This is a genomic window from Mesorhizobium sp. B3-1-9, from assembly GCF_006439595.1.
Taxonomy (GTDB): domain Bacteria; phylum Pseudomonadota; class Alphaproteobacteria; order Rhizobiales; family Rhizobiaceae; genus Mesorhizobium.
In genome coordinates this window covers 189,091-214,191 of sequence record NZ_VFTJ01000007.1, presented here as the reverse complement: position 1 = coordinate 214,191, position 25,101 = coordinate 189,091, and the positions used below count along the sequence as shown (strand labels likewise).

Here is a 25,101-nt window from a genome sequence, read left to right as displayed (position 1 = left end):
GGTGATCTCAGCCGGCCTGTTTGAGCGCCGCCTTTTCGGCGCGCAATTCCTCGATCGAGCGGACGCTGCGGCGCGCCGCGCCCGCCCATTCGCGGGTCTTGACCTTGGATTTCGAAAGCCGCTCCTTTGCCCCCGGAATGGCATCGGCATATTGCGGCAGCCACTGCGCTTGGGCGACGACCATCTCGTCCACCATCTGCCAGACCTCTTCCGGCGTCGACACGGCTCCAACCAGCGGATCGTGCAGCACGGCGAGCTTGAGCAGGTCGATGTCGCCAGCGATCGCCGCGTGCACCGACATGCGTTGCACGTTGATCGAAGCCATGCAGGTGGCGGCACAAGCCTCCGGCAGCGTGATGCCGGCGGCCATGTTGATGCCGAAACGGTCGACGAAGCCGGGCGACTCGATGATGGCGTCCTGCGGCAGGTTGGTGATCACGCCGTTATTCTTGACGTTGAAATGGCCGCGATAGACGCGATTGGTCTCAAGCGCTTCCAGAATGTGGCTGGCGTGTTCGTTGGAGCGCTTTGCCGGATCGATCGGCTTCGACGCCACTTCGAGGAATTGCGGATACTCCGTCTCGAACCAGTTGCGGGTTTCCGTCGAGTAGCGCAGATAGCCGCCGGTCTCGCCATGGATCCAGTCGGACATGTCGATCCAGCGCGTGATCTCCTCGGGCCGCTTGCGGTACCAGGGCAGATATTCCGACAGATGCCCGTTGCTTTCGGTCGAGTAGACGCCGAAGCGCTTCAGCACATCGATGCGCAGCTTTTCCTGCTTCGAATAGACCGGATGCGCCTCGAAGGCGGCGACCAGCTCGTCCTTGCCGATCGGCCGGCCGTTCAGCCTGAGCTCGATGAACCATGTCTGGTGGTTGATGCCGGAGCAGACATAGTCGAGCTCCTTGGGCGATTTCGCGCCGAGCACCTCGGCGATCTGCTCGGCGCCATGCTGGACGCCGTGGCAGAGCCCGACCGTGTCGACCTTGCCGTACTCGATCGCCGCCCATGTGTTCATGGCCATGGGGTTGGCATAGTTGAGGAACTTGGCGTTGGTATCGGCGACCTCGCGAATATCCCGGCAGAAGTCGAGGATCACCGGAATGTTGCGCTGGCCGTAGAGAATGCCGCCGGCGCAGATCGTGTCGCCGACGCATTGGTCGATGCCATATTTGAGCGGGATGCGAATGTCGTCGGCATAGGCTTCGAGCCCGCCGACGCGCACGCAGCTGATGATGTAGCGCGCGCCCTCCATCGCCTCGCGGCGGTTCGTGGTCGCCGTCACCCTGGTCGGCAATCTGTTCGCCTCGACGATCCGGTCGAGGATCGCCTTGATCATCGCCAGATTGTGCTCGCTGACATCGGTCAGCGCGAATTCGATGTCCTTGAATTCCGGCACGCACAGGATGTCGGTGAACAGCTTCTTGGTGAATCCGACGCTGCCGGCGCCGATAATAGCGATTTTGAAACTCATCACCTTCACCTCGATCCAATCGAATGCTAGGCAAGGAGCAGCAAGGGAGGATATGGCCGCACGCAACAGCGCGCCCGCCACTCAAAGCCGGAAATCCGGCTCTTTTCTCCTCCCGCCCGCTCCTCGACCGCGGGTCTTTCGCGTCTTGAGGGCCGGATTATGCGCTTATTCGCCGGCGCGGCCAGAGAAGGATTATGCTTTCGAGGGTAATTTTGTGCTGCAGGACCTGATCGCCAACGGAAAGCTGATGCGCACGATCTCGCTGCCGCGCGGCCGCCAGCGCCTGCATGCCATGCCGACCAGCACGGGCTATGAACTGCGCGAGGACGAGACCTACGACTGGGACGGCAGAAAGCGTGGCCAGACCCCGTTCACGGTCCTCCAGCATACGATCAGCGGCACCGGCCAATTGCGCTACGAGAGCCGCAACTACCGTCTGCAGGCGAACGACACGCTGCTGGTTCTGGTGCCGCACAACCATCGCTATTGGTTGGCCAAGGGCGACCGCTGGGAATATTTCTGGATCTCGATGAACGGCGAGGAGGCGCTACGCATCCACAAGTCCATCCTCAGCGTCTCGGGCCCGGTGTTCCGGCTGCAGCCGGCGACCATCGATCACCTTGCCGATTGCAGCCTGCGCCTCATCAAGGTTGCGGCTTCGCCCGGCGCCGCCTCGGCGATCGCCTATGAGGCGGCGATGGCGCTTTACGACGACGTCTTCGGCTCACACGCCTTCGCAGAGAAGCAGAGCGCCATGCAGCCTGTCATCGACCACATCAACGCCAATCTCGACAAGCCGCTGCCGGTGGCGGAGCTGGTCGAAATCAGCGGCCTCAGCCGCGCCCATTTCTCGCGCTGCTTCGCCGAGAGTGAAGGACTGCCCCCGGCTGAATTCGTCCTGCAGCAGCGACTGCAGCGGGCGGCGAAACTCCTGACCAAGGCGGATTTCCTGCCGGTCAAGGAAGTTGCGGTGCTGTGCGGCTTCGAGGACGCGAACTACTTCTCCAAGGTTTTCCGCCGCTGTTACGGCATCAATCCGACGCAGTTCCGCACCACCGGCATGTATGCCAGCCTGGGCAACCACCGCTGAAGCATATCAGCGCTTGGCCTCGAGCGTTGTCGAGGCGGTGCTGACCGGGTCGGCCGCCGCGGCAAACGCTGCGTCGATCTGCTCGGGCGTGCGCTGCCCGGACCGTTTCCAGGCGACATATTGCACGATGCCGAAACCCGGCCGCGTCGGCACCGTCTTCACCACCGGCATGCGGAACCCGTCGCGGAATTTCTCCCAGCGCGCGCCGAGCACCGCGATCATCTCCTCGACGGTCGGCGGCGTCGCCACATCGGCATAGGTGATGGTGACTTCCCCGGCGAGTGCCGCCTGGCGCGACAGCGGCACCGGGATCGAAGCCAGGTAATCGGTCGGCACGTCGATCAGCCCGCCGAAGGCCCACTGCTGGCGCAATTCGCTTGCATTCATCGGCGCCACGGAAACGTCGATGTCGTGGGGCGTGCCCGGCACGCGGTAAGGGCAGGAGAAACGGCCGCAATTGGCCTGCGCCGAGAATTGCCACAGCGCGTAGCCCTGCCAATTGCCCATCGGGAAATGCACGTCGATGTCGGGCTTGTAGCGCGCGTACCACAGCGGCAGCCGTGACAGGAGCCGATACTGGTAGCGATTTTCGGCGATGTACTGGGCGGTCTTGCCGTTGACATAGAGCACCGGGAAGCGGCCGAGGCGGCGATGCACCTGGCGCACGAACTCCTCGGCGTCCTCCAGCGACATCCATTGCGTGGCGTCGATGCCTTCGATGTCGAGGGCCATCAGCTCATCCGGCGCCGGCTCGGCGAAATCGATGAAATTGTTGGCCTGCTCGACCGGGTTGCCGGGGCGGGCGAGGTGATAGGCGCCCCATTTCAAGCCGAGCGCCTTGGCCACCACCTTGCGCGTCTGGAACAATTCGCGCGTCACCGCGTAGCGTTTCCATTGCGCCTTGCAGAGTTTGACATCGGCCTCGGCGCCGAAGCAGAAATAGGGCGGCGGCAGCCCGTCGGACGCCTTGTTGATGAAGCCGGCGATGCGCTTGTCGGTGACGAGTTGTTGCCAGTCGATCGAATTGTATTCGTAGGCGTCGATCACCAGCGGGCGGTCGGCATTCTTCCACGGCTCGGAGAAATCCGAGGCCTGTGCCGCCGTGCCCAGCGCAACCGCCACCGCGAGAAGCGCCAGGCGGCGAAGAGGGCGCGCCGGCTTTTTCAATCAGGGTGTCCCCACTGACCAGGGATCGATCCTGAACCGCTATGGTTAAGGAAGTGCTTCGATCGCCTGTGTCGTCGGCGGGCCGAAAAGATCGAGGTCGAAGAGATCGGCCATCGCCTTGTAGCCGGCATCGGACGGGTGCAGGCCGTCGCCGCAGTCGAATTCCGGACGAATGCGGGAGCTGTCTTTCGGGTCGGCCAGCGCCCGGTCGAAATCGATGACGGCATCGGCGGGACTGGAGGCTCTTATCCAATCGTTGACGGAGCGGCGGACCCGTTCTTTCTCGGGCGAGTGGAACGTGCGCAGGGCCTCGCCCGCGAACGCGCCGGCACAGGGCGTGAGCGTGCCCTGGATGACTTTGATGCGGCGCATGTGGGCGCGCGCGATCAGTTGCCGGTAGCTGCCGACCAGATCCTCCAGCGAGACGGCCTCGGCCGGCCCGGCCAGCATCGTTCCCGGCCAGCCGATGTCGTTGATGCCTTCCAGAAGCACCATCTGGCCGACATTGGGCAGGCCGAGCACATCGCGGTCGAAACGAGCGAGCGCGCTCGCGCCGCGTGCCCGGCTCGCGGTCACCCGGTTGCCGCCGATGCCATGGTTGAGAACGCCGAGACGGCCAAGCAGTCCGGCCGCCGAAAGCCGCTCGGCCAGGCGATCCGGCCATCTGGCGTTCGCATCCACCGTCGATCCGAAGCCGTCGGTTATGGAATCGCCGAAGCAGACGATCGAGCGGCTGTCGGCCTCGCATTCGACAAGAACGGCCGTCAGGAAATAGCGGCTGGTGGAGGTCTGCTGCAAAGGCATGCGCTCGGCGTGAACGAACTCGCCGTAATCGGAAATATAGGCGGTCTGCTGGGCCTCGTAGTGATAGGTCTGGATCGGCGCGAAACCGCTGAAATACAGGCTGACGGCGACGTCACAAAGGTCGCCGGCCGCGAGCTCGACCGGGTCGCTCAAAAGCGGCGCGCCGGGCAAGATCCTGGCTGCGCGCGAGCCGCCGAAGGTCAACCGGCGCAAACTCCCGCCCTCGATGCTGCCGCCGTCGGCGGCCCTGGCGATGGATGCCGCGCCGATGTCGATCGGGTCGCTGCCATGCTCGTTCGAAAGCCGCACACAAAAGCGCGTGCCACCCTTGCTGATGCGCACAACCTGCCTGACCGTCTGGTTGTGGAAGCCGTAAAGAACGGCATCGCCCGGCCAGACATTCATCGGGCTGGCGGCCCACGTTCCTATCCAATGTCCGGTCATCCCGTCGCCTCCTCGTGGATCGAGCAGCGGCAACGCTAGCAACGCGCGGTTGGCTTCACCACCAGAAATCCGATGCCTGCCTGGTACTTTCTTGCTCTCGCGGCTTGCCTCTGCATCCAGCGCAGGACCGCCGCCATCACGGTCGCGCTCGAAGCACAAGAAAGTATCGGTCATGCGTCAGGGGCGTGGTGGCATCGCCATTTTCGCTTGGTTAGCTTTTCCGTCGTAGCAGCCGGCAGTGGAGGAGCCTTTGCCGGCCAGCGAGCGGTTTCGCGGGCTGGTGCGTGTCGCACCCGCGACCGGTCAATTGCCTTTGGGAAGGGAGGATAACCATGTCGAACATCATGAATTTCAGACTGAGCCGCCGAGCTTTGCTCGCAAGCGCCGCGGCGGGCGCCGCCGCTGGCATAATGACCCGAAGCGGTTCCGCCAGCGCGCAGGAGCTCTCGAAAGTGGTGGCCTGGGAAACGCCCTATCTCGGCTTTTTCTTTTTCGTCGTCCTGCAGGAGGCGTTGAAGCGCAAGGCCGAAAGCCTGGGACTGCAATTCGTCGGCAAGGATGCCAACGGCGATTCCAACGCGCAGGTGAACGACTGGAACAGCCTGCTGCTGCAGAAGCCGCGCTACCTCATCTCGGACGCGCTCGATTCCGAACTGCTCATCCCGCTTACGAAGAAGGCCAAGTCGCTTGGCGTTCCGGTCGGCATGGTCGACACGCCGCTCACCGGCGGCACCGTCGCCGCTTCGGTCACCTTCGACAATCGTCAGTCGGGCGTCATGGCGGCCGAAAAGACGGCCGAACTGCTGACCAAGAAATATGGTTCGCCCAAGGGCAGCGTGCTGAACAATTACGGCTCGCTGACGGCGGTCGCCCTGCGCAACCGCAAGGAGGGTTTCGAGGAGACCTTGCAGTCCAAATACAAGGACATCGAGATCATCTCGCGGCCGCAGAACAACCAGCATGAAGAGGCTTTGGCCGTCGTCTCCGCCACACTGCGCGAGCGCCCCGACCTCGACGCCATCCACATGCCCACCGACATCTTCGTCGTCGATGCCCGCAAGGCCATGGAGACGCAGAAGCGGCTCTTCCCGGTCGGTCATGAGAAGCACATCATCCTGACCAGCATCGACGCCTCGCCCAACGCGCTCGAATGGGTCAAGGCCGGCGAGATCGATGCCGACATCGCCCAGGATCCGATCGCCTATGTCGAGATCGTCGTGGATCTGCTGGAGCAGTACACGCTCAAGGGTCAGCGGGTGCCGACCGGCCCGTATGAGAACAAGAAGTACTTCTGGGAGAAGGGAACGATCGCCGACAGCCCGTCCGGGCCGCTCCTGACCATACCACCCTACTTCCTGACCAAGGAGAACGCCGACGATCCGCGCCACTGGGCCAACGTCGTCACCAAGGTCTGGAAGATGGAGCAGAACGCCGGTTGAGAACCGGCGGGCGAGGGCGCGCGGTATCGGCCGCGCCCTCCTTGACCTGGAATGGGGAGGCGGCCGATGACGCAGTCAGATCGCGAGCCGGCAGACGGCGCACGCCGGACACGCGAAGGGCCGTTTGCCGCGGCGACGCCGTCCGGCCGGCCCGTGCTGGTCGTCGACAATGTCTTCAAGGCATACGGGCCGGTTTCGGCGCTCGACGGCGTGTCGCTGTCTGTACGCAAGGGCGCGATCCACGGCCTGCTCGGCAAGAACGGCGCCGGCAAATCGACGCTGTCCAATGTCGTCGCCGGCTTCGTGCGCGCCGACGCGGGCAATATCCTGCTCGACGGCGAGGATGTCTCGTCGCTGTCGCTCACCGCGCGCAACAAGCGTGGGTTGTATCTGCTGTCGCAGCACTCCGAAATTTTCGAGGACCTGTCGATCGGCGAGAACCTGCTTTTGCCGAACCTACCGCGCCGCCGCGGCCTAGTCGACTGGGGCAAACTGCACCGGCAGGCCGCCCTTCTCCTGGAAAGTCACGCCATGCACGTCCCCTCGCGGCGGCGCTCGGGGGATCTCAATGCCAGCGACCGCAGGCGGCTCGCCATCATCAAGGCCGTGGCCGGCGATGCCAGGCTGATCATCCTCGACGAACCGACGGCGGGGCTTGCGGCGCGCGAGCGCCAGCATCTCATGGAATGGGTCGAGGCGCTGACCGCCCAAGGCACGTCCTTCGTCTATATCTCGCATCACAATGACGAGGTCCGCCAGCTTTGCAGCGAATACACCGTGCTGCGCGACGGCAAGGTCGCAGCAGGCGGCGTCGCAGGATCGCTGTCCGCCGACGGCATGGCGCGGCTGATCACCGGAAGCGATGTGAAGGAATTCCGGCGCGCCAGGTCGGCGGCACCAAAGCCCCCGGTCGTCAAGATAGACGATCTGTGCTTCCCCGGCGGCGGCCCGGTCGATCTCACCATCGGTCGCGGCGAAATCGTCGGGCTTGTCGGGCTGCTTGGCGAGGGCCCGCAAGAGCTGCTGCGCACGCTCGGCGGGCTCCTCCCGGTCATGTCCGGCCGCGTTCTGGTCGACGGCCGCCCGGTCCGGCTCGGTTCGCCGGCCCACAGCCTTGCCGCCGGCATCGCCTATCTGACGCATGACCGTATCGGCGAAGGGCATGTCGCTTCGATGTCCATCGCGGAAAACCTCAGCCTCGGCAACTGGCCTCGCCAGGCCGGATGGGCGATCAGCCGCTCCGGCATGCTCGGCCGCGTGCGCCGGGCGCGCGCGGCAATGGACGTCGTGATGGACGGGCCGGATCAGGAAATCCGCAAGCTCAGTGGCGGCAACCAACAGAAAATCCTGCTTGGCCGCCTGCTGGAGCGAAACCCGGCGATCCTGCTGCTCGACGAACCGACGATCGGCGTCGACGTGGCGGCGAAGGAACACATCCATCGCCTCATCGATGACGCCACCAAACGCGGCGTCGCGGTCCTGCTGATCGCGCAGGATCCCGACGAGATGCAGCGGCTGGTCGACCGCGTGGTCGTCTTTTCCAAGGGCCGCATCGAACGCTCGCTTTCGGCCGAGGGCCTGACGGTCGGCGCCATCGCCGACGCCAGGTCCCTGAGGGAAAAACCATGACAGGACGCAGGACGACATGAACGGCAGGAAATTCCTTCTCGACAATGTGGTGTGGATACTGATCATCGTCTTCAGCCTCCTTGCCGGCGTCCTCAATCCGTTCTTCCTGTCGGAAGGCAACCTGCAGAACGTGCTGGTGCAGGCCACCACGCTGGGCGTGCTGGTGCTGGCCGTGTCCTTCACGCTGCTGATCGGCGAAATCGATCTGTCGGTCGTCGGCAATCTCGTCTTTTCCGGCATGATCGGCGCCTATGCCATGCAGGAATACGGCGCGCACTGGACCGTCGCCGTCGCGGTGACCGTGCTGACGGGCACTTTTATTGGCGCCGTCAACGGCTATTTCGTCTCCTACATGCGGATGAACTCGCTCATCGCCTCGCTGGCCATGGGCCTGTTCCTGCAGGGCGCGGTGCTCGGCGCAACGCAGGCCCGCACGCTGGTCATAGCCGATGAAGGATACGCCTATATCGGCAGCGCGACGATCGGCACATGGCCGATCATGCCGGTCGCGCTGTTCGTTATCTATCTGGCGGCGCATATCGTGCTTGCCTATTCAGCCTGGGGCCGCAATCTCTACGCCACCGGCGGCAACCGGCGGGCCGCGCATGCGGCCGGCATCAACGTGCGGCGCGCTCGGCTCGGCGCTTTCGCCGCGTCAGGCTTCCTTGCCGGTCTCGCCGGCTTCCTCTACGCGTCCTATCTCGGCGGCGTGAGCGTCACCGTGGGCAGCACGACCCTGCTCTACGCGGTCGCGGCTCCTGTCATCGGCGGCGTATCCCTGCTTGGCGGGCGCGGACGGGTGCTTGGTATGCTCGGCGGCACGCTCCTCATCACGGTCATCCAGACCGGGCTGCAGCTGATCAACGTGTCCGCCTATTACATTCAGATGATCGGCGGCGCGATGATCCTGCTGGCGATTGCCGTCGACGCTTTCCGGGTGCGTGGCGAGGAGCAGGGATCGGTCTGAGTGCGGGTGTTTCTCGGTGCGCGCCGCACACCGCATCCGTCGCTGTTTATGTTCGTGAGCCGTTCTCCACCTGCTCCGAAACGTCAAAAAAGTATCGGTCGGGTGGACAAGCCGTGGTGGCAGGCGCTTCAATTGCCGCCTAAGCTTTCAATCGCGGCGGCCAGTGGGAATACACGGGTTGCCCAACGAAGCGCAGCAACCGGTCACAAGACCGGACCCGCGCGGGGAGGAAATGAAGATGAATCCGGACCTGGAAGTCGTCCAGATCAGACAGGGAGAGTCGTTCAAGGCCTGGGCCCACGGCTATCCTTTCCGCACCGTGCGCTGGCACTTCCATCCTGAATACGAGCTGCATCTGGTCGTCGCCACCACCGGCCGCTATTTCGTCGGCGACTTCATCGGCGAGTTCGAGCCGGGCAATCTGGTGCTCACCGGGCCCAACCTGCCGCACAACTGGGTCAGCGACGTGCCGCCGGGCGAAACCGTGCCACTGCGCGGCCGCGTCGTCCAGTTCTCGGAAGAATTTATCGCCGAGGCTTCCGCCGCGCTGCCCGAACTTGCCGCCTGCGCCGGCATCCTCGAAACCAGCCGACGCGGCGCGCTGTTCTCGGCGGCGACGGCTGAGCTCGCGGCGCCCTTGCTGGCGGAGCTTACCGAGGCGCAGGGCGTGCGCCGCCTGTCGCTGTTCATGGCCGTGCTCGATATCTTGAGCCGCGCCGGCGACGTCCGCACGCTGGCCAGCGCGGGCTATCTGCCCGACCCGTCCGGCTTCATGTCGGCCGGCATCAACCAGGCGCTCGCCTATATCAACTGCCACCTGACCGAGCCCTTCAGCGAAGGCACTCTGGCCGAGATTGCCGGGCGCAGCCCGAGCGCCTTCTCGCGCAGCTTCCGCCGGCACACCGGAATGGCGCTGGTGCAGTATGTCAACCGGCTGCGCATCAACCTCGCCTGCCAGTTGCTGATGAGCGAGGCGCAGATGTCGATCACCGAAATCTGCTACGCCGCCGGCTACAACAACATCTCGAATTTCAACCGCCAGTTCCTGGCGCAGAAAGGCATGTCGCCCTCGCGCTTCAGGGCCTTGCTGGCTGAGAACATCAACGCGGAGATTGCCGCCTAACAGGGAGGAAGCGGGAGGAGCTTAGAGCAATTACGAAGCGGTTGAACGCGGCGACCTTGCCGTAGCCTCCGTCCGGAATTGCGTCAAACAAAGAGACATTCAGGGAAGGAAGGACGCGGGGTGCAGGTCACCCTGTGCTGGGGATCGCTTGTCCCGAGATCCAGCACATTCAGGAGGATGTTTGCGCGGCTTACCGGGATCGGATCGATCCTTGGCCGCCGCTGATCATACTCCTTCCAACAGTTCGACATGCAGTCAAGGCCTGACGCGCCAGCCATCGCGCAGGTCCTCATGAAACCATTTCTCGAAACGGAGACATTCGAATGACCAGACATGCTTGGAAATCGCCGTTTGCCTTGAAATCGACGATCGCAGCCGTTTTCGCGGTCTCGCTGCTCGGCGCCACGGCGGCATTCGCCGACACGGTCACCGACGCCACAATTGCCTTCCTGATGCCCGACCAGGCATCGACCCGCTACGAGCAGCACGACTATCCCGGCTTCGTCGCCGAGATGAAGAAGCTCTGCCCTGGCTGCAAGGTGATCTATCAGAACGCTGACGCCGATGCGGCGCGCCAGCAGCAGCAGTTCAATTCAGTGATCTCGCAGGGCGCCAAGGCGATCGTCCTCGATCCCGTCGATTCGACCGCCGCCGCCTCGCTGGTCAAGCTCGCCCAGAGCCAGGGCGTCAAGGTCATCGCCTATGACCGGCCGATCCCGACTGCGCCCGCCGATTTCTACGTGTCCTTCAACAATGAAGGCATCGGCAAGGCGATCGCGGACTCGCTGGTCGAGCATCTGAAAGCCCTCAAGGTCGATCCGGCCGGCGGCGGCCTGCTGCAGATCAACGGCTCGCCGACCGACGCCGCCGCCGGCCTGATCAAGAAGGGCATCCATGAGGGTCTCGACAACAGCGGCTATCCGATCCTGGCCGAATTCGACACGCCGGAATGGGCGCCGCCGAAGGCACAGCAATGGGCGAGCGGCCAAATCACCCGCTTCGGCGCCAAGATTCTCGGCGTGGTGGCCGCCAATGACGGCACCGGCGGCGGCGCGATCGCGGCCTTCAAGGCGGCAGGCGTCGATCCGGTTCCGCCGGTGACCGGCAACGACGCGACGATCGCGGCCTTGCAGCTGATCATCGCCGGCGACCAGTACAACACCATCTCCAAGCCGAGCGAGATCGTCGCCGCGGCTGCGGCCAACGTTGCCGTCAAGCTGTTGTCGGGCGAGACGCCGAAGGCCGAGATGACGCTTTACGACACGCCCTCGCAGCTCTTCACGCCGGCGGTGGTGACGCAGGAGAACCTCAAGGCCGAGATCATCGACAAGAAGATCAACACGGCCGCCGAGCTCTGCGTCGACCGCTATGCCGAGGGTTGCAAGAAGCTCGGCATCACCAACTGATCATATGGCATCCGGCCGCCCGTCGGCGGCCGGATGTCCAGGGAACGACTGTCACGAAAGGCGGCGCATGAGTGAGAGTTCTGAAAGGTCGGCTTCAGTCGGCGAGCTGGTGCTCAGCCTGCGTGGCATATCGAAGAATTTCGGCGCCGTTTCGGCGCTGACCGATATCGACTTCGACGTCCATGCCGGCGAGGTCGTCGCGCTGGTCGGCGACAACGGCGCCGGAAAGTCGACGCTGGTCAAGATCCTCGCGGGCGTGCATCAGCCGAGTTCGGGAACGATCAATTTCCGCGGCAGGGCGGTGACGCTGCCCGACCCGCGCGCGGCGCTGACGCTCGGCATCGCCACGGTGTTCCAGGATCTCGCGCTCTGCGAGAACCTCGACGTCGTCGCCAACATTTTCCTTGGCAACGAGCTCAGCCCGCTGCGGCTGGACGAGGTGGCGATGGAGATGCGCGCCTGGACGCTGCTCAACGAATTGTCGGCGCGCATTCCGAGCGTGCGCGAGGCGGTCGCCTCGCTGTCCGGCGGCCAGCGCCAGACCGTCGCCATCGCGCGCTCTTTGCTGCTCGAGCCGAAACTCATCCTGCTCGACGAGCCGACCGCCGCACTTGGCGTCGCCCAGACGGCGGAGGTGCTCAACCTTATCGACCGCGTCCGCGCGCGCGGTCTCGGCGTCGTGATGATCAGCCACAACATGGAAGATGTCCGCGCCGTCGCCGACCGTGTCGTGGTGCTCAGGCTGGGGCGCAACAACGGCGTCTTCGAGCCCGACGCCTCGAACCAGGACCTGGTGAGCGCCATCACCGGCGCGTCCAACAACGCGGTGTCGCGGCGCGCCGAGCGCCTGCGCATGGAGCGCGATCACAGCGGCGGCGCACAAGCTGGGGAGCAACGCCCGTGACGGCAGAGAAAAGCACCTCCGCCCCGATGGCGCTCGACCGCGCCGATGCGCGTGTGAAGCATGAGGCAGGCCTCAGTGGAGCGGTCCGCGCCTTCCTCGATCGCGTGCGCAGCGGCGATCTCGGCTCGCTGCCGGTCATCGTCGGCCTGGTGGTCATCTGGACCGTGTTCACCAGTCTCAACCCGATCTTCGTTTCCAGCAGCAACCTGGTCAATCTGCTGTTCGACTGCTCGACGGTCGGTGTCATCGCGCTCGGCATCGTCTGCGTGCTGATGGTCGGCGAGATCGACCTCTCGGTCGGCTCGATCAGCGGCTTTGCTTCGGCGATGGTCGGCACGCTCTGGGTCAATCAGGGCTGGCCGGTCGCGCTGGCCATCATCGCGGCGCTGGCCTTCGGCGCCCTGATCGGCTCGCTCTACGCTTTGCTGTTCAACCGGCTCGGCATGCCAAGCTTCGTCTCGACGCTTGCCGGCCTGCTCGCGGTGCTGGGCATGCAGCTCTACATCCTCGGCTCCACCGGCTCGATCAATCTGCCCTATGGCTCCGCTTTGGTGGATTTCGGCCAGCTGATGGTGATGCCGAAATGGGTCTCGCACTTGCTGGCGGCGATCCCTGGCCTGGCGCTGCTGGTCAGCGGGCTTCGCACCTTCGCGCGTCGCCGGGCGGCCAACCTGTCGACCCCGTCCGCCGCCGGGCTCATCCTGCGCGTCGCCGCCATAACCATCGGCCTCGAGCTGATCGTCGCCTACCTCAACCAGTCGCGTGGCATCCCATGGATGTTCGGCCTGTTCGTCGGCCTCGTCGTGGCGATGAACTATGCGCTCACCCGGACCAAATGGGGGCGATCGATGACCGCCGTCGGCGGCAACCGCGAGGCGGCGCGGCGCGCCGGCATCAAGGTGCGCGCCATCTATCTCAGCGCCTTCGCGCTGTGCTCGCTCTTCGCCGCGCTGGGCGGCGTGCTGGCCGCCGCGCGGCTCGCTTCCGCCAGCCAGCAGGCCGGCACCGGTGACGTCAACCTGAACGCGATCGCGGCCGCGGTCATCGGCGGCACCAGCCTGTTCGGCGGCCGCGGCAGCGCCTATTCCGCGCTGCTCGGCATCATCGTCATCCAGTCGATCGCCAGCGGCCTGACGCTGCTCGATCTGTCCTCGTCGCTTCGCTACATGATCACCGGTGCCGTTCTGGCCATCGCCGTGATCGTCGACTCCCTCGCGCGCCGTTCCCGTGCTTCGCACGGCCGCGCCTGAACAGTTCAAACGAGAAGGGTACACATGGCTCAAGATCTTTCGGGAAAAGTCGCCGCGGTCACCGGCGCGGCATCGGGCATCGGCCTCGAATGCGCCAGGGCGATGCTTGCCGCCGGCGCCCGCGTCGTGCTGGTCGACCGGGCGGAGGACAGGCTGAAGGAGGTCGTCGGCGAACTCGGCGCCGGCGCGATCCCGCTGGTGGTCGACCTCACCAGCCCCGCCAGCGTGGCGACCATGATGCCCGGCATCCTGGAAAAGGCTGGCCAGCTCGACATCTTCCACGCCAATGCCGGCTCCTATGTCGGCGGTGAGATCCTCAACGGCGATCCGGACGCGTGGGACCGCATGCTGAACCTCAACATCAATTCGGTGTTCCGCTCGGTGCACGCGGTGCTGCCGCATATGGTCGAACGCAAGACCGGCGACATCATTGTCACAAGTTCGATTGCGGGCCTCGTCCCCGTCGTCTGGGAGCCGGTCTACACGGCCTCCAAACACGCCATACAGGCCTTCGTCCATACGCTGCGCCGGCAGGTCGCCAAGCACGGCCTGCGCGTCGGCGCAGTCGCGCCCGGACCGGTGGTGACGGCGCTGATCAGCGACTGGCCGAAGCAGAAGCTCGAGGACGAGCTGGCGGCCGGCGGGCTGATGCAGCCGACAGAGGTCGCGGAAGCCGTATTGTTCATGCTCACGCGCCCGAGGAACATCACCATTCGCGATCTGGTGATCCTGCCGCAGAGCAACGATCTGTAGGCAGTAGGAATTAGGCGGTAGGGAATAGGGAAAGAGGCCCTTGCGTCCGGCCATTCAACACTGACCATCTCCTACTGCCTACTGCCTACTGCCTACTGCCTACTGCCTACTGCCTACTGCCTACTGCCTACTGCCTACTGCCCTACCTTCGAGGTTCCCATGCCCTCCCATTTCCTCGGCATCGATGTCGGCACCGGCAGCGCGCGCGCCGGCGTCTTTGACGAGCGCGGCGAGCTCCTCGCCTCCGCCAAGCGCGACATTGCTCTCTTCATCGAGCCCGGCGAGATCGCCGAGCAATCCAGCCGCGACGTCTGGCAGGCGGTGTGCGCCAGCGTGCGCGAGGCGGTCGGGAAGGCGGGCGTCGATCCCCGGGAAATCTGCGGCATCGGCTTCGACGCGACCTGTTCCCTGGTGGTGGCCGGCGACGATGGCGAGCCCTTGCCGGTCGGCCGTTCGGGAGACAGCGATCGAAACATCATCGTCTGGATGGACCATCGCGCCCTCGACCAGACCAGGCGCATCAACGCTCTGCGGCATCCGGTCCTCGACTATGTCGGCGGCGTCATTTCGCCGGAGATGGAGACGCCGAAGCTTTTGTGGCTGAAGGAGAACCTGCTCGCGACCTTCGCCGGGGCGCGGCATTTCTTCGACCTCGCCGATTACCTGACCTGGCGCGCCACGGGCAGCCTTGCCCGCTCGGTCTGCACGCTGGCCTGCAAATGGACCTATCTCGGCCATGAGCGGCGCTGGGACGACAGCTATTTCCATGCCGTCGGGCTCGGCGAGCTTGCCGACGAGGGCTTTGCCCGCATCGGCACCGAAGTGGTCGATCCCGGCACGGCGCTTGGCGCCGGGCTGACGGAGAAGGCTGCGGCCGAACTGGGACTGGTTGCGGGCACAATCGTGGCGGCCGGGCTGATCGATGCCCATGCCGGCGGTGTCGGCACGGTGGGCGCTGCCGGCGATGCCGGTACCATCGCCTCACGCATGGCCTATGTGCTCGGCACCTCGGCCTGCACCATGGCAAGCAGCGAAGGTCCGGCCTTCGTGCCGGGCGTATGGGGACCCTATTATTCCGCCATGGTGCCGGGATTCTGGCTGAGCGAGGGCGGTCAGTCGGCGGCCGGCGCGGCGATCGATCTCCTGGTGCGTTTCCATCCGGCCGCAGCGGAGGCTTCCGCGCGTGCCGTTGCCGAAGGCAAATCGCTGGTCGATTGGCTGGCCGCTGCCGCCACGGCGGCTTCGCCCGACCTGTCGGCTGCCGCCACGCTCGCGGGAAGCATCCATGTCGTACCCGAATTCCTCGGCAATCGTTCGCCATTGGCCGATCCGGATGCGCGCGGCCTGATCGCCGGGCTCGGCACCGACCGTTCCGTCGAAAGTCTCGTCGGCCTTTATGTCGCCGGGGTTTGCGGCCTCGGCTATGGCGTGCGTCAGATCGTGGCGGCGATGGCCTCATCCGGTCTTGCCGTCGACACCATCGTCATCAGCGGTGGCGCCGGGCAGTCGCCGCTGGTGCGCCAGCTGCTTGCCGACGCTGCCGGCTTGCCGGTCGCCGCCTCGCAGTCGCCCGAGCCGGTGCTGCTGGGTGCCGCGATGCTCGGAGCGGTGGCATCCGGCCGGTATGCGGACCTTTCGACCGCCATGCCTGCCATGTCCCGGCTTGGTGATGTTTTCAGGCCGGCGGCCGACGCCATGCGGACGTGGCACGATCGCCGCTACGCGGCCTTTCTGGCGCTGCAGGCGGTAGGCCGCAGCATACGCTGAGGGATCGATCAGCGCCTAAACAGCGACGGGACTTCGAACGGATCGGGCGCCGGCTCGTGCGGCAGCGTGCCTTCCGCCTTGCGCTTCTTGTGATGCGCGAGCGAGCATTGCGGCGAGCACAATATGCCGCGATCGGTCCAGTAGGCGGGGCCTTCCTCGATCATGCCGTGATAGTACGAGAACCCGGGCGCCCGGTAAGGCAGGCCGCATTCGATGCAGCGATAGGCGTCGGGTCTGGCAAGCATGGATGGTTGTCCGGTTTGTCTACGAATTGCCTAACGGATCATATCGCAGCATGTAATTCCTTTTTGCGGAAATTTGAGACGTAATTGCAGCCTCGAAAATTGGCCATGACCATCGCGATTTCGTCATTCTATGGCGAAGCAAGGAGCGAAGCGACGCGGCGCAGACCATAGAATCAATTCCGTGACATTGAGGCGTTTCCACGGTCCAGAATTCTGCTCCGCTGCATCCCTCGCGCGAGATCACGGAATGGATCCTCGGGTCTGCGCGCGTCGCCTCGCTCCTTGCTCCGCCCGTGGATGACGAAGTTCGGGCGCTTCGGCTAATCCCTGAGGTCTGCGATTAGCTTCGTTGGGCAAAAGCGTCGATCACGTTCGTGATTAGCCGGAACGCCCGTTAGGTTGTCGTTCTATGGCGCCGCTCGCCCGTGGATGACGAAGTCCACCCTTGCAAAATCCGCGTGACAAAGTTTGACGTTTACGTAAAAAGAAGGTGCGAGATCGACGCATGGGTTTCGCTTCGGCCATGCACTAGGATTGGCTGGAACCAGGAGGAGCAGACATGTATCGCGCGCCGGTCGAGGACATCGCCTTCACGCTGAAGCAGGTGGCCGGGCTGAAGCCGGCACTGGACGCCGGCACCTTCGGCGATCTCGGCGAAGATATTGTCGATGCGATCCTGGCCGAGGCCGGGCGCTTCGCCAGCGAGGAGGTCGCTCCCCTCTACAAGATCGGCGACGAGCAAGGTGCTGTGCTCAAGGACGCCGCCGTCACCACGCCGCCCGGCTGGAAGGAACTCTACCGGCGCTGGATCGACGGCGGCTGGAACGCGCTGTCCGGGCCGGAAGAATTCGGCGGCCAGGGCCTGCCGACCATGCTCGGCGTCGCCGCGCTCGAAATGTGGAATTCCGGCGCCATGGCCTTCGGCATCGGCCCGACGCTCACCATGGGCGCTGTCGAGGCGCTCGACAAACACGCCTCGGAGGAACTCAAGGCCAAATACCTCGCAAAACTCGTCTCCGGCGAGTGGATGGGCACGATGAACCTGACCGAGCCGCAGGCGGGCTCGGATCTCGCGGCCTTGCGCAGCCGCGCCGAGCCGGTCGGCGACGGCACCTACCGCATCTTCGGCCAGAAGATCTTCATCACCTATGGCGAGCACGATTTCACCGACAACATCGTGCATCTGGTGCTGGCCAGGTTGCCCGACGCACCGGCGGGAACCCGCGGCATCTCGCTGTTTTTGGTGCCGAAGTTCTTCGTCAACGACGATGGTTCGCTCGGCGCCCGCAACGACGTCTTCTGTTCCGGCCTCGAGCACAAGCTCGGCATCCATGCATCGCCGACCTGCACCATGATCTATGGCGACGGTTTCCAGGGCGCCAAGCCCGGCGCCATCGGCTGGCCGATCGGCGAGGAGAACAAGGGCCTCGCCTGCATGTTCACGATGATGAACAACGCCCGCCTTGCCGTCGGCATGCAGGGCGTGGCCGTCGCCGAAACAGCCACGCAGAAGGCGATCGCTTATGCCAATGAGCGCCGCCAGGGCAAGGCTTCCGCCTATTCCGGCTCCGGCATGGCGCCGATCGTCCATCATCCCGATGTGCAGCGCAGTTTGCTCACCATGCGGGCGCTGACCCAGATCGCCCGCTCGATCAGCTATTCCTGCGCTCATGCGCTCGATCGCGCCCGCGTCGGCGAAGGCGAGGCCGCGGCCAGCTGGCGCGACCGCGCCAACCTGCTGACGCCGCTCGCCAAAGCCTTCTCCACCGATGTCGGCGTCGAGGTCGCCTCGCTTGGCGTCCAGGTGCATGGCGGCATGGGCTTCATCGAGGAAACCGGTGCCGCGGCGCTTTATCGCGACGCCCGCATCGCGCCGATCTATGAAGGCACCAACGGCATCCAGGCGATCGACCTTGTGGCGCGAAAGCTGCCGCTTGGCGGCGGCGAGCATGTGCATTCCTATATCGGCGAGTTGAAAGCGGTGGCCGATGCGGTGCGCACCTCCAACATCGAAGGCTTCGGCCGCACCGCAGACAATCTCGACCGTGCGCTTGCCGATCTCGACGAAGCGACCCGCTTCCTGCAAAAGCTCACGGTCGAGGGTAAGGTCGACGCCGCGATGGCCGGCGCCACGCCTTATCTGCGCCTCATCTCGTTTGCCGCCGGCGGCGCCTATCTGGCGCAGGGCGGGCTCGCCGACCGCGACCGCATCCCGCTTTGCCGCTTCTTTGCCGAAAACCTGCTTGGCGAGACGCGCGCGCTGAAGGAGCGCGTCATCGACGGCGCCGAAAGCCTCGCTGCAGCCGGCAAGGCGCTGATCTCCGCCTGAATAGCCCGATACTCGAAGGAACCGATAGTGACCGACCATATCCTCGTCGAGCGCCAGGGCGCCGTGCAGATCATCCGCATCAACCGCCCGGACAAGAAGAACGCGCTGACGCGCGCCATGTATGCGAAGATGTCGACCGCGCTTGCCGAAGGCGATGCCGATCCGGCGGTCCGCGTGCATGTGTTCCTCGGCGTTCCGGGCGCCTTTTCCGCCGGCAACGACCTCGCCGATTTCCTGGTCATCGCCACTGGCGGCGAGGGCGGCAACGAGGTCTGGGATTTCCTGATGGCACTGGCCAAGTCCGAGAAGCCGATGGTATCGGGCGTCGACGGCATTGCGGTGGGCATCGGCACCACGCTCAACCTGCATTGCGACCTGACCTTCGCCACGCCGCGCACGCTGTTCCGCACGCCCTTCGTCGATCTCGGCCTTGTACCGGAGGCCGGCTCAAGCCTGATCGCGCCGCGGCTCCTCGGCCGGCAGGGCGCCTTCGCGCTGCTCGGCCTCGGCGAAGGCTTTTCGGCCGAGCGCGCCAAGGCGGCCGGTATGATCTACGACGTCGTCGCGGAAGACGTGCTGGAAAGCGCGGTGCTGGCCGCCGCCAACGACATCGCGGCCAAGCCGCCGCAGGCGCTGAAGATCGCGCGCGACCTGATGCGCGAGCCGCGCGAGGAATTGATCGCCCGCATCAAGGTCGAGAGCGAGCATTTCCGCGAGCGGCTGACATCCGAGGAGGCGCGCGCCGCGCTGACTGCCTTCATGACCCGCAAGAAGGGATAGGCGCGAAGCCCATCCGGAAAGGGGCGCCCTCTGTGGCGGACGCCCGCGGACTTGTCACGTTAGCTTCTTGGCCGCCTGTTCGTCCAGCGCCTTGCCGAAAGCCTCTGCTGTCCAGCCGGCCTCGAGCGCGCGGTGGAGCAGCGCTTGCTGCGTTTCCGGCGCCAGCCCACCGATCGGCGGATCGCGATCGAGATTGGTCGGGAAGGAATAGCCCTCCGCCGTCGAGGCGATCGCGTTGGCGGCCGCTGCCTTCGAGATCGCGCCTGCTGCCAGCATCGTCTGGATCGCGGGATAGAGCGCGCGGCTCATCCTGGTGCGGTCCACGCTCTCCATCGCGCGGCCGTAACCCGAAGACACCTGCAGCAGATTGGCCATGCGCCGGATGTCGGCGGAGCGGTTGTTGCCGGCGGCATGGAGCAGCGCCGGGTTGAAGAAAGCGGCATCGCCCTTTTCCAACGCAAGCTGCACGTGATGCTCGGCGAAATACGCCTTGAACTCCGGCAGGCCGGTGGCGAGATATCCGGGCAGATAGGCCTGCGAGTAGGGGAGGTAGAGCGTTGGGCCGCTCTCCAGCGGCATATCGCAATGGGCGACGGCCCCCTGCAGCGTCAGCACCGGCGAGATGGAGTGCACATGCACCGGATAGCGCTCGATCACTTCGGGGGTTTGGAAGCCCAGATGATAGTCGCGATGCGCCGATTGCGCGGCGCCTCCGGGATTAACGCAGTTGATCTGCGAGGTCATCTGATAGGCCGGCCCGAGCCAGGCTTCCGAGATCAATGCGATGATGTCGTTGCCGTAATAGGCGGCGAAGGCTTGCGGATCGCGCAGGCAGAATTTCTCCAGCGCATTCCAGATGCGATCATTGGCGCCCGGCTTGGCGAAATGGTCGCCGCCGCCGGTCCCGATGGCGTGCTGCTCGGCGATCATCTCGTTGAAGAGCCTGGTCGCCCTATCGATCGGCGCCGTGTCGGCGAACGCTTTCTTGAAGGCCACGACGCCAGGCCCGCTGGTCATCGCCTCGACCCACTCCGCCAGCAGCGCCTTGCGTGTCTCGGGCTTGGCCGCCGCCTTGCGGACAGCATCGCCGTCATAGACGAGCACGTTCTTTTCGACGCCGGCGGCGAAGGGGTAGTCGGCGAGGTTGGTCGCTTGCTCGACGATCGCCCGGAAGCCTTCGATGTCGCACTGGTCCTTGGTCAGCCAGACCCGTTCGGACCTGACCTTGGCTGGGTTGTCGGCCTTCATGACGCATCCTCCTGTTGCGATCCCGGTTGTCGTTGCTGTATACCGCAATCTGCGGCGCCGGTTGCCTCCAAAACACCTCAAAAACACCTCAGAAGATGTCTCGCCCCTTTCTCGTCAAGGATATCGCTCTCCAGGCCGGGCTCAGCCTGGCGACGGTCGACCGCGTCCTCAACGAGAGGCCGGGCGTGCGCGAGCACACCGTACGGCGGGTCAGGCAGGCTATCGGCGAGCTTGAAAAGCAGCGCGCCCAGATCGGCCTTTCCGGCCGCAAGCTTGTCCTGGACGTCGTCATGGAAGCGCCGTCGCGCTTCAGCGAGGCGGTGCGCCAGGGGCTCGAGCAGGCGATGCCGTCGCTGCAGCCGGTGATCTTTCGCGCCCGCTACCATGTCGCCGAGACGCGCGGCGTCGGCGACACGGTCGCCATCATCGAGACCTTGCGGCGGCGCGGCAGCAACGGCGTGTTCCTCAAGGCGCCCGATGTCGCGGAGGTCAGGAGCGCGACGGCCGGGCTCGTCGCCGCCGGCATCCCCGTCGTCACGCTGGTGACGGATCTTCCCGACACCGGGCGACAGGCCTATGTCGGCATGGACAATCGGGCGGCCGGCGAGACCGCGGCCTATCTTCTCGGCGAGTGGCTTGGCGGCGGACCGGCGCGCATCCTCGTCACCATCAGCAGCAACCGGTTTCGCGGCGAGGAGGAGCGCGAGATAGGCTTCCGGCAAGCGCTTCGCGAGCGCTATCCGGCGCTCGGCATCGTCGAGGTCAGCGAGGGCCATGGCCTCGACCGCAACACCGGCATGCTCGCGCTCGCGGCCTTGCGGGCTAACGCCGACATTGCCGGCGTCTATTCGATCGGCGGCGGCAACCGTGCCATCGTCGAAGCCTTCGCCGCGCTCGGCCGCACGTGCCGCGCCTTTGTCGGGCATGACCTCGACGCCGACAATCTCGCGCTCCTACGCGCCGGACGTGTCAGCGCCGTGCTGCATCACGATCTCGGCCACGACATGCGAAACGCCTGCCTGCATGTCATGCGCGCGCATGGTTTGCTGCCGAAATCGCCGGTCTCGGGCATGGCCAACATCCAGATCATCACGCCCTTCAATGTGCCGCAGGCGGCTGGCAACACATAGGGGCAATGCCACAGTGCTTCAGGGATAAAGCCTGACCTTGTCCCAACCGCCTTGCGCGTTGCGCGAAAAGACGACCCGGTCATGCAGGCGGAACGGGCGGTCGTGCCAGAACTCGATCGTTTGCGGCATGATGCGGAAGCCCGACCAGTGCTTCGGCCGCGGAATCTCGCCGATGGCGTAGCGCGTCGTGTATTCGGCCACCGCCTTCTCCAGCGCGAAGCGGCCCTCCAGCGGCCGCGACTGTTTCGAGGCCCAGGCGCCGATGCGGCTGCCGCGCGGCCTGGTCGCATAATAGGCGTCGGCCTCGGCGTCGCTGACGATCTCCACCGGCCCCCGCACCCGCACCTGGCGGCGCAACGATTTCCAGTGGAAGCACATCGCCGCCTTCATGCTGCCAAGAATCTCGCGGCCCTTGGCGCTCTCGAAATTCGTGTAGAAGACAAACCCCTTTTCGTCGAACCCCTTGAGCAGCACCATCCGCACATCCGGCATGCCGTCGGCATCGACGGTTGCCAGGGCGACGCCGTTGGCGTCGTTGATCTCGCTTTTGGTTGCGTCCTCCAGCCATGCGGCAAAGAGCCGGAACGGCTCCGCAGCCTCTGTGAAGTCACTGCTTGTTAACTCGGTTTCGTTCATAGTTTTCCAAATTTTTAATATTGCGGGAGGAGTTCGCCGATTGTCGCGTATCGCGCAAGCTTTTGACAGCGGGCAATGGAGCGTTATCGCTTCGGCCAGTGCCAAGGCTGCGCTGTTGACGTTGGCGCTTCCTCTTGCCGCCTGCGGCGCCGGCGGGTTCAGCCTGGAAAAGGCGGAGGTCGATCGCTCGATCATCACCTCCAGCGCGCCGTCCTCGCCCGCGGCTCCTGCGGCGGCCGACAAGGACTCCGACCAGACCACCATCGGCAACGCCGTTTCCTCCGCCGACATCAAGGAACTGGGCGGCCAGTCCGTGCCATGGGCCAATGCCGACACCGGCTCGCGCGGCGCAATAACCGGATTGGTGGAACTGAAGGATGGCGGCCTGACCTGTCGCCGTTTCAGCGCCACGCGCGAGAGCTTCGACGGCGTTGCCCTCTACAAGGGCGAGCTGTGCCTGGCCGGCGCCGGCGGCTGGCGCATGCAGGAATTCAAGGCGCTCTGATTTCGGGCACTCTGATTTTCGGGCGCCAATTCCCCTTGCGCCACTGGAATTTCTTCCTATGCGAGCGCATATAGGGGGCGACCCGTGAATTCAATCTCTCTTGCAGGCAGGAAGCATGCGCGACCCCTATGAGGTGCTGGGCGTTGCCAAGAACGCATCGGCCAAGGACATAAAATCGGCTTACCGCAAGCTCGCCAAGAAGCATCATCCGGACCAGAATCCGAATGATCCCAAGGCGAAGGACCGTTTTGCGGCCGCCAACCAGGCTTACGAGATCGTCGGCGACGAGAACACGCGCGCCGCCTACGATCGCGGCGAGATCGACGCCGACGGCAAGCCGAAATTCCAGGGTTTTGAAGGCGCGGCCGGCGGCGACCCGTTCGCCGGTTTCCGCCGTCAGCAGGGCCCGGGCGGCGCGCATTTCGAATTCCGCACCGGGCGCCCGGGCGGCGATCCGTTCGACGGCAACAGCGACATCTTCAGCCAGATATTCGGCGATGCCTTTTCCGGCGCCCGCGGCGCCGGCCGGGGCGATCGCCGCCAGCCGGTCCAGGCGGCCGACCTCAACGTCACCATGGACATCAGCATCGAGGAGGCAGCCAGCGCCGATAAGGTGACGGCGATGTTTCCGGACGGCCGCAAGGTGGCGGTCAAGCTGCCGGCCTATGTCGAGGACGGCCAGACGATTCGTCTGAAGGGCCAGGGCGAGCAGGGCCCGGGCCAGCCGGGCGACGCGCTGGTCAAGATCCACATCCGCCGCCACGCCCGCTACCGCATCGAAGGGCGCGACCTGCATGTCGATCTGCCTGTCGATCTGGCCGACGCCGTGCTCGGCGCCAAGGTGGCGGTCGAGACGCCGACCGGCAAGCTCGCGGTCAACGTTCCGGCATGGTCGAGTTCCGACAAGGTGCTGCGCCTCAAGGGCAGGGGCCTGCCGGAAAAGGCGGGCGGCCATGGCGATCTTTATGCCCATGTGCGGCTGATGCTGCCGGAAGGCGGCGATGCCGAGCTTGAGGCCCTTATGCGCCGTCAAAAAGGCTGATCGGCGGAATTTTGTTCCTGTTGCAGTGTCTTTTGGGCGCTTGAAGGGGCCTTGTGCCTGTGCGATAGGGCTCTCCACAAAGCAGATATTCTTGCGGAGAGCTTGCACATGGCAGGTGGACAGGGCCTGATGGCCGGTAAGCGGGGCCTTATCCTGGGCGTCGCCAACAATCGGTCGATCGCTTTCGGCATCGCCAAGGCGTGCGTCGATCATGGCGCCGAGATTGCGCTGACCTATCAGGGCGAGGCCTTCAAGAAGCGCGTCGAGCCGCTGGCGGCCGAGCTCAACGCGCATGTCGCGGGCCATTGCGACGTGACCGACCCGGAAAGCCTCGACGCCGTCTTTGCCGACATCGCCGGGCATTGGGGCAAGCTCGATTTTCTCGTCCACGCGATTGCTTTCTCGGACAAGGACGAGCTGACCGGCCGCTACGTCGAGACGACGCGCGACAATTTCCTGCGCACCATGGACATTTCGGTCTATTCCTTCACCACCATCGCCAAGCGCGCCGAGCCGCTGATGACCGATGGCGGCTCGCTTTTGACGCTGACTTATTACGGCGCCGAGAAGGTAATGCCGCATTACAACGTCATGGGCGTCGCCAAGGCGGCGCTCGAAGCGAGCGTGCGCTATCTCGCCGTCGACCTCGGCGCCAAGAAGATCCGCGTCAACGCGATCTCGGCCGGTCCGATCAAGACGCTGGCCGCCTCCGGCATCGGCGACTTCCGCTATATCCTGAAGTGGAACGAGTACAATTCGCCGCTCAAGCAGACGGTGACGCAGGAAGAGGTCGGCGATTCCGGCGTCTACTTCCTGTCGGATCTGTCGCGCGGCGTGACCGGCGAGGTCCATCATGTCGATTCCGGCTACCATGTCGTCGGCATGAAGGCGGTCGACGCGCCGGATATCTCGACCGTCAAGGACTGATCGCCTCCGCTTATCATCCGTCCAGGCCCTGGCCCGACCTAC

Annotated in this window: 22 protein-coding genes; 16 read left to right on the top strand and 6 right to left on the bottom strand. The window is 65.0% G+C overall.

Annotated elements, in window-relative coordinates:
- Positions 1-7: 7 nt before the first annotated feature.
- Entirely contained in the window at positions 8-1,474 is a 1,467-nt protein-coding gene (locus tag FJW07_RS15485; protein ID WP_140857369.1) for an alpha-glucosidase/alpha-galactosidase, read from the bottom strand.
- A 247-nt stretch (positions 1,475-1,721) separates the two neighbouring features.
- Here FJW07_RS15485 and FJW07_RS15480 point away from each other — a divergent pair, with 247 nt between their 5' ends.
- On the top strand, positions 1,722-2,564 hold the full coding sequence (locus tag FJW07_RS15480) for an AraC family transcriptional regulator (RefSeq protein ID WP_140857512.1): 843 nt from the start codon (positions 1,722-1,724) through the stop codon (positions 2,562-2,564).
- 6 nt (positions 2,565-2,570) lie between these two features.
- On the opposite strand, the gene FJW07_RS15475 is transcribed toward FJW07_RS15480, so the two are convergent.
- A complete protein-coding gene (locus FJW07_RS15475) occupies positions 2,571-3,731 on the bottom strand; it encodes a glycoside hydrolase family 25 protein (RefSeq protein ID WP_140857368.1) in 1,161 nt (386 codons plus the stop codon).
- A 45-nt stretch (positions 3,732-3,776) separates the two neighbouring features.
- Positions 3,777-4,979: an SGNH/GDSL hydrolase family protein gene (locus FJW07_RS15470; protein WP_181182637.1), complete on the bottom strand. Its 1,203-nt coding sequence runs from the start codon at positions 4,977-4,979 to the stop codon at positions 3,777-3,779.
- Between the two features lie 332 nt (positions 4,980-5,311).
- Here FJW07_RS15470 and FJW07_RS15465 point away from each other — a divergent pair, with 332 nt between their 5' ends.
- The 9 genes from FJW07_RS15465 to FJW07_RS15425 all read left to right on the top strand — a co-directional run bounded on the left by FJW07_RS15465 (position 5,312) and on the right by FJW07_RS15425 (position 16,217).
- On the top strand, positions 5,312-6,418 hold the full coding sequence (locus FJW07_RS15465; RefSeq protein WP_140857366.1) for a sugar ABC transporter substrate-binding protein: 1,107 nt from the start codon (positions 5,312-5,314) through the stop codon (positions 6,416-6,418).
- A 66-nt stretch (positions 6,419-6,484) separates the two neighbouring features.
- Complete coding sequence (locus tag FJW07_RS15460) at positions 6,485-8,047, top strand: sugar ABC transporter ATP-binding protein (protein WP_181182636.1); 1,563 nt, start codon at positions 6,485-6,487, stop codon at positions 8,045-8,047.
- Between the two features lie 16 nt (positions 8,048-8,063).
- Entirely contained in the window at positions 8,064-9,014 is a 951-nt protein-coding gene (locus FJW07_RS15455) for an ABC transporter permease (protein ID WP_140659550.1), read from the top strand.
- Between the two features lie 238 nt (positions 9,015-9,252).
- A complete protein-coding gene (locus FJW07_RS15450; protein ID WP_140857362.1) occupies positions 9,253-10,137 on the top strand; it encodes an AraC family transcriptional regulator in 885 nt (294 codons plus the stop codon).
- Positions 10,138-10,460: 323 nt separating this feature from the next.
- Complete coding sequence (locus FJW07_RS15445) at positions 10,461-11,543, top strand: sugar ABC transporter substrate-binding protein (protein WP_140857360.1); 1,083 nt, start codon at positions 10,461-10,463, stop codon at positions 11,541-11,543.
- Positions 11,544-11,610: 67 nt separating this feature from the next.
- Complete coding sequence (locus tag FJW07_RS15440) at positions 11,611-12,447, top strand: ATP-binding cassette domain-containing protein (RefSeq protein ID WP_140857359.1); 837 nt, start codon at positions 11,611-11,613, stop codon at positions 12,445-12,447.
- Positions 12,448-12,473: 26 nt separating this feature from the next.
- Positions 12,474-13,697: a sugar ABC transporter permease gene (locus tag FJW07_RS15435; RefSeq protein WP_140857511.1), complete on the top strand. Its 1,224-nt coding sequence runs from the start codon at positions 12,474-12,476 to the stop codon at positions 13,695-13,697.
- A gap of 24 nt (positions 13,698-13,721) precedes the next feature.
- Positions 13,722-14,450 carry an SDR family oxidoreductase gene (locus FJW07_RS15430; protein ID WP_140857357.1) on the top strand — a complete coding sequence of 243 codons (729 nt, stop codon included), beginning with the start codon at positions 13,722-13,724 and terminating at the stop codon, positions 14,448-14,450.
- A 159-nt stretch (positions 14,451-14,609) separates the two neighbouring features.
- The gene (locus tag FJW07_RS15425; RefSeq protein ID WP_140857355.1) at positions 14,610-16,217 is read left to right on the top strand and encodes an FGGY-family carbohydrate kinase; all 1,608 of its coding nucleotides are present in this window, start codon (positions 14,610-14,612) and stop codon (positions 16,215-16,217) included.
- 8 nt (positions 16,218-16,225) lie between these two features.
- Here the strand turns inward: FJW07_RS15425 and FJW07_RS15420 are convergent, their stop codons facing one another.
- Positions 16,226-16,462, bottom strand: coding sequence for a hypothetical protein (locus tag FJW07_RS15420; RefSeq protein ID WP_140857353.1), 237 nt, complete (start codon positions 16,460-16,462; stop codon positions 16,226-16,228).
- Between the two features lie 559 nt (positions 16,463-17,021).
- Between FJW07_RS15420 and FJW07_RS15415 the strand changes: the two genes are divergently transcribed.
- Together FJW07_RS15415 and FJW07_RS15410 are read left to right on the top strand one after the other, a co-directional pair.
- Positions 17,022-18,791, top strand: a complete 1,770-nt coding sequence (locus tag FJW07_RS15415; protein ID WP_140857351.1) for an acyl-CoA dehydrogenase — start codon at positions 17,022-17,024, stop codon at positions 18,789-18,791.
- A gap of 27 nt (positions 18,792-18,818) precedes the next feature.
- The gene (locus tag FJW07_RS15410; RefSeq protein ID WP_140857349.1) at positions 18,819-19,571 is read left to right on the top strand and encodes a crotonase/enoyl-CoA hydratase family protein; all 753 of its coding nucleotides are present in this window, start codon (positions 18,819-18,821) and stop codon (positions 19,569-19,571) included.
- A gap of 54 nt (positions 19,572-19,625) precedes the next feature.
- Here the strand turns inward: FJW07_RS15410 and FJW07_RS15405 are convergent, their stop codons facing one another.
- Positions 19,626-20,819: a phytanoyl-CoA dioxygenase family protein gene (locus FJW07_RS15405; RefSeq protein WP_140857348.1), complete on the bottom strand. Its 1,194-nt coding sequence runs from the start codon at positions 20,817-20,819 to the stop codon at positions 19,626-19,628.
- A gap of 95 nt (positions 20,820-20,914) precedes the next feature.
- Between FJW07_RS15405 and FJW07_RS15400 the strand changes: the two genes are divergently transcribed.
- Positions 20,915-21,949 (top strand): LacI family DNA-binding transcriptional regulator, encoded by a 1,035-nt coding sequence (locus tag FJW07_RS15400; protein WP_140857346.1) that lies wholly within the window; start codon positions 20,915-20,917, stop codon positions 21,947-21,949.
- 18 nt (positions 21,950-21,967) lie between these two features.
- On the opposite strand, the gene pdxH is transcribed toward FJW07_RS15400, so the two are convergent.
- Entirely contained in the window at positions 21,968-22,585 is a 618-nt protein-coding gene (pdxH, locus tag FJW07_RS15395) for a pyridoxamine 5'-phosphate oxidase (RefSeq protein WP_140857344.1), read from the bottom strand.
- 40 nt (positions 22,586-22,625) lie between these two features.
- Between pdxH and FJW07_RS15390 the strand changes: the two genes are divergently transcribed.
- The 3 genes from FJW07_RS15390 (at position 22,626) to fabI (ending at position 25,059) form a co-directional block, all read left to right on the top strand.
- Complete coding sequence (locus tag FJW07_RS15390; RefSeq protein WP_140857342.1) at positions 22,626-23,090, top strand: RT0821/Lpp0805 family surface protein; 465 nt, start codon at positions 22,626-22,628, stop codon at positions 23,088-23,090.
- A 115-nt stretch (positions 23,091-23,205) separates the two neighbouring features.
- Positions 23,206-24,132, top strand: coding sequence for a J domain-containing protein (locus FJW07_RS15385; RefSeq protein WP_140857340.1), 927 nt, complete (start codon positions 23,206-23,208; stop codon positions 24,130-24,132).
- A 108-nt stretch (positions 24,133-24,240) separates the two neighbouring features.
- Positions 24,241-25,059 carry an enoyl-ACP reductase FabI gene (fabI, locus tag FJW07_RS15380; RefSeq protein ID WP_140647257.1) on the top strand — a complete coding sequence of 273 codons (819 nt, stop codon included), beginning with the start codon at positions 24,241-24,243 and terminating at the stop codon, positions 25,057-25,059.
- Positions 25,060-25,101 lie beyond the last annotated feature (42 nt).

Excerpts from the sequence above, each read along its gene's own strand:
- FJW07_RS15485 (WP_140857369.1), bottom strand. The coding sequence starts at position 1,474 with ATGAGTTTCAAAATCGCTATTATCGGCGCCGGCAGCGTCGGATTCACC.
- FJW07_RS15480 (WP_140857512.1), top strand. The coding sequence starts at position 1,722 with ATGCGCACGATCTCGCTGCCGCGCGGCCGCCAGCGCCTGCATGCCATG.
- FJW07_RS15470 (WP_181182637.1), bottom strand. The coding sequence starts at position 4,979 with ATGACCGGACATTGGATAGGAACGTGGGCCGCCAGCCCGATGAATGTC.
- FJW07_RS15465 (WP_140857366.1), top strand. The coding sequence starts at position 5,312 with ATGTCGAACATCATGAATTTCAGACTGAGCCGCCGAGCTTTGCTCGCA.
- FJW07_RS15460 (WP_181182636.1), top strand. The coding sequence starts at position 6,485 with ATGACGCAGTCAGATCGCGAGCCGGCAGACGGCGCACGCCGGACACGC.
- FJW07_RS15455 (WP_140659550.1), top strand. The coding sequence starts at position 8,064 with ATGAACGGCAGGAAATTCCTTCTCGACAATGTGGTGTGGATACTGATC.
- FJW07_RS15450 (WP_140857362.1), top strand. The coding sequence starts at position 9,253 with ATGAATCCGGACCTGGAAGTCGTCCAGATCAGACAGGGAGAGTCGTTC.
- FJW07_RS15445 (WP_140857360.1), top strand. The coding sequence starts at position 10,461 with ATGACCAGACATGCTTGGAAATCGCCGTTTGCCTTGAAATCGACGATC.
- FJW07_RS15440 (WP_140857359.1), top strand. The coding sequence starts at position 11,611 with ATGAGTGAGAGTTCTGAAAGGTCGGCTTCAGTCGGCGAGCTGGTGCTC.
- FJW07_RS15435 (WP_140857511.1), top strand. The coding sequence starts at position 12,474 with ATGGCGCTCGACCGCGCCGATGCGCGTGTGAAGCATGAGGCAGGCCTC.
- FJW07_RS15430 (WP_140857357.1), top strand. The coding sequence starts at position 13,722 with ATGGCTCAAGATCTTTCGGGAAAAGTCGCCGCGGTCACCGGCGCGGCA.
- FJW07_RS15425 (WP_140857355.1), top strand. The coding sequence starts at position 14,610 with ATGCCCTCCCATTTCCTCGGCATCGATGTCGGCACCGGCAGCGCGCGC.
- FJW07_RS15420 (WP_140857353.1), bottom strand. The coding sequence starts at position 16,462 with ATGCTTGCCAGACCCGACGCCTATCGCTGCATCGAATGCGGCCTGCCT.
- FJW07_RS15415 (WP_140857351.1), top strand. The coding sequence starts at position 17,022 with ATGTATCGCGCGCCGGTCGAGGACATCGCCTTCACGCTGAAGCAGGTG.
- FJW07_RS15405 (WP_140857348.1), bottom strand. The coding sequence starts at position 20,819 with ATGAAGGCCGACAACCCAGCCAAGGTCAGGTCCGAACGGGTCTGGCTG.
- FJW07_RS15400 (WP_140857346.1), top strand. The coding sequence starts at position 20,915 with ATGTCTCGCCCCTTTCTCGTCAAGGATATCGCTCTCCAGGCCGGGCTC.
- pdxH (WP_140857344.1), bottom strand. The coding sequence starts at position 22,585 with ATGAACGAAACCGAGTTAACAAGCAGTGACTTCACAGAGGCTGCGGAG.
- FJW07_RS15385 (WP_140857340.1), top strand. The coding sequence starts at position 23,206 with ATGCGCGACCCCTATGAGGTGCTGGGCGTTGCCAAGAACGCATCGGCC.
- fabI (WP_140647257.1), top strand. The coding sequence starts at position 24,241 with ATGGCAGGTGGACAGGGCCTGATGGCCGGTAAGCGGGGCCTTATCCTG.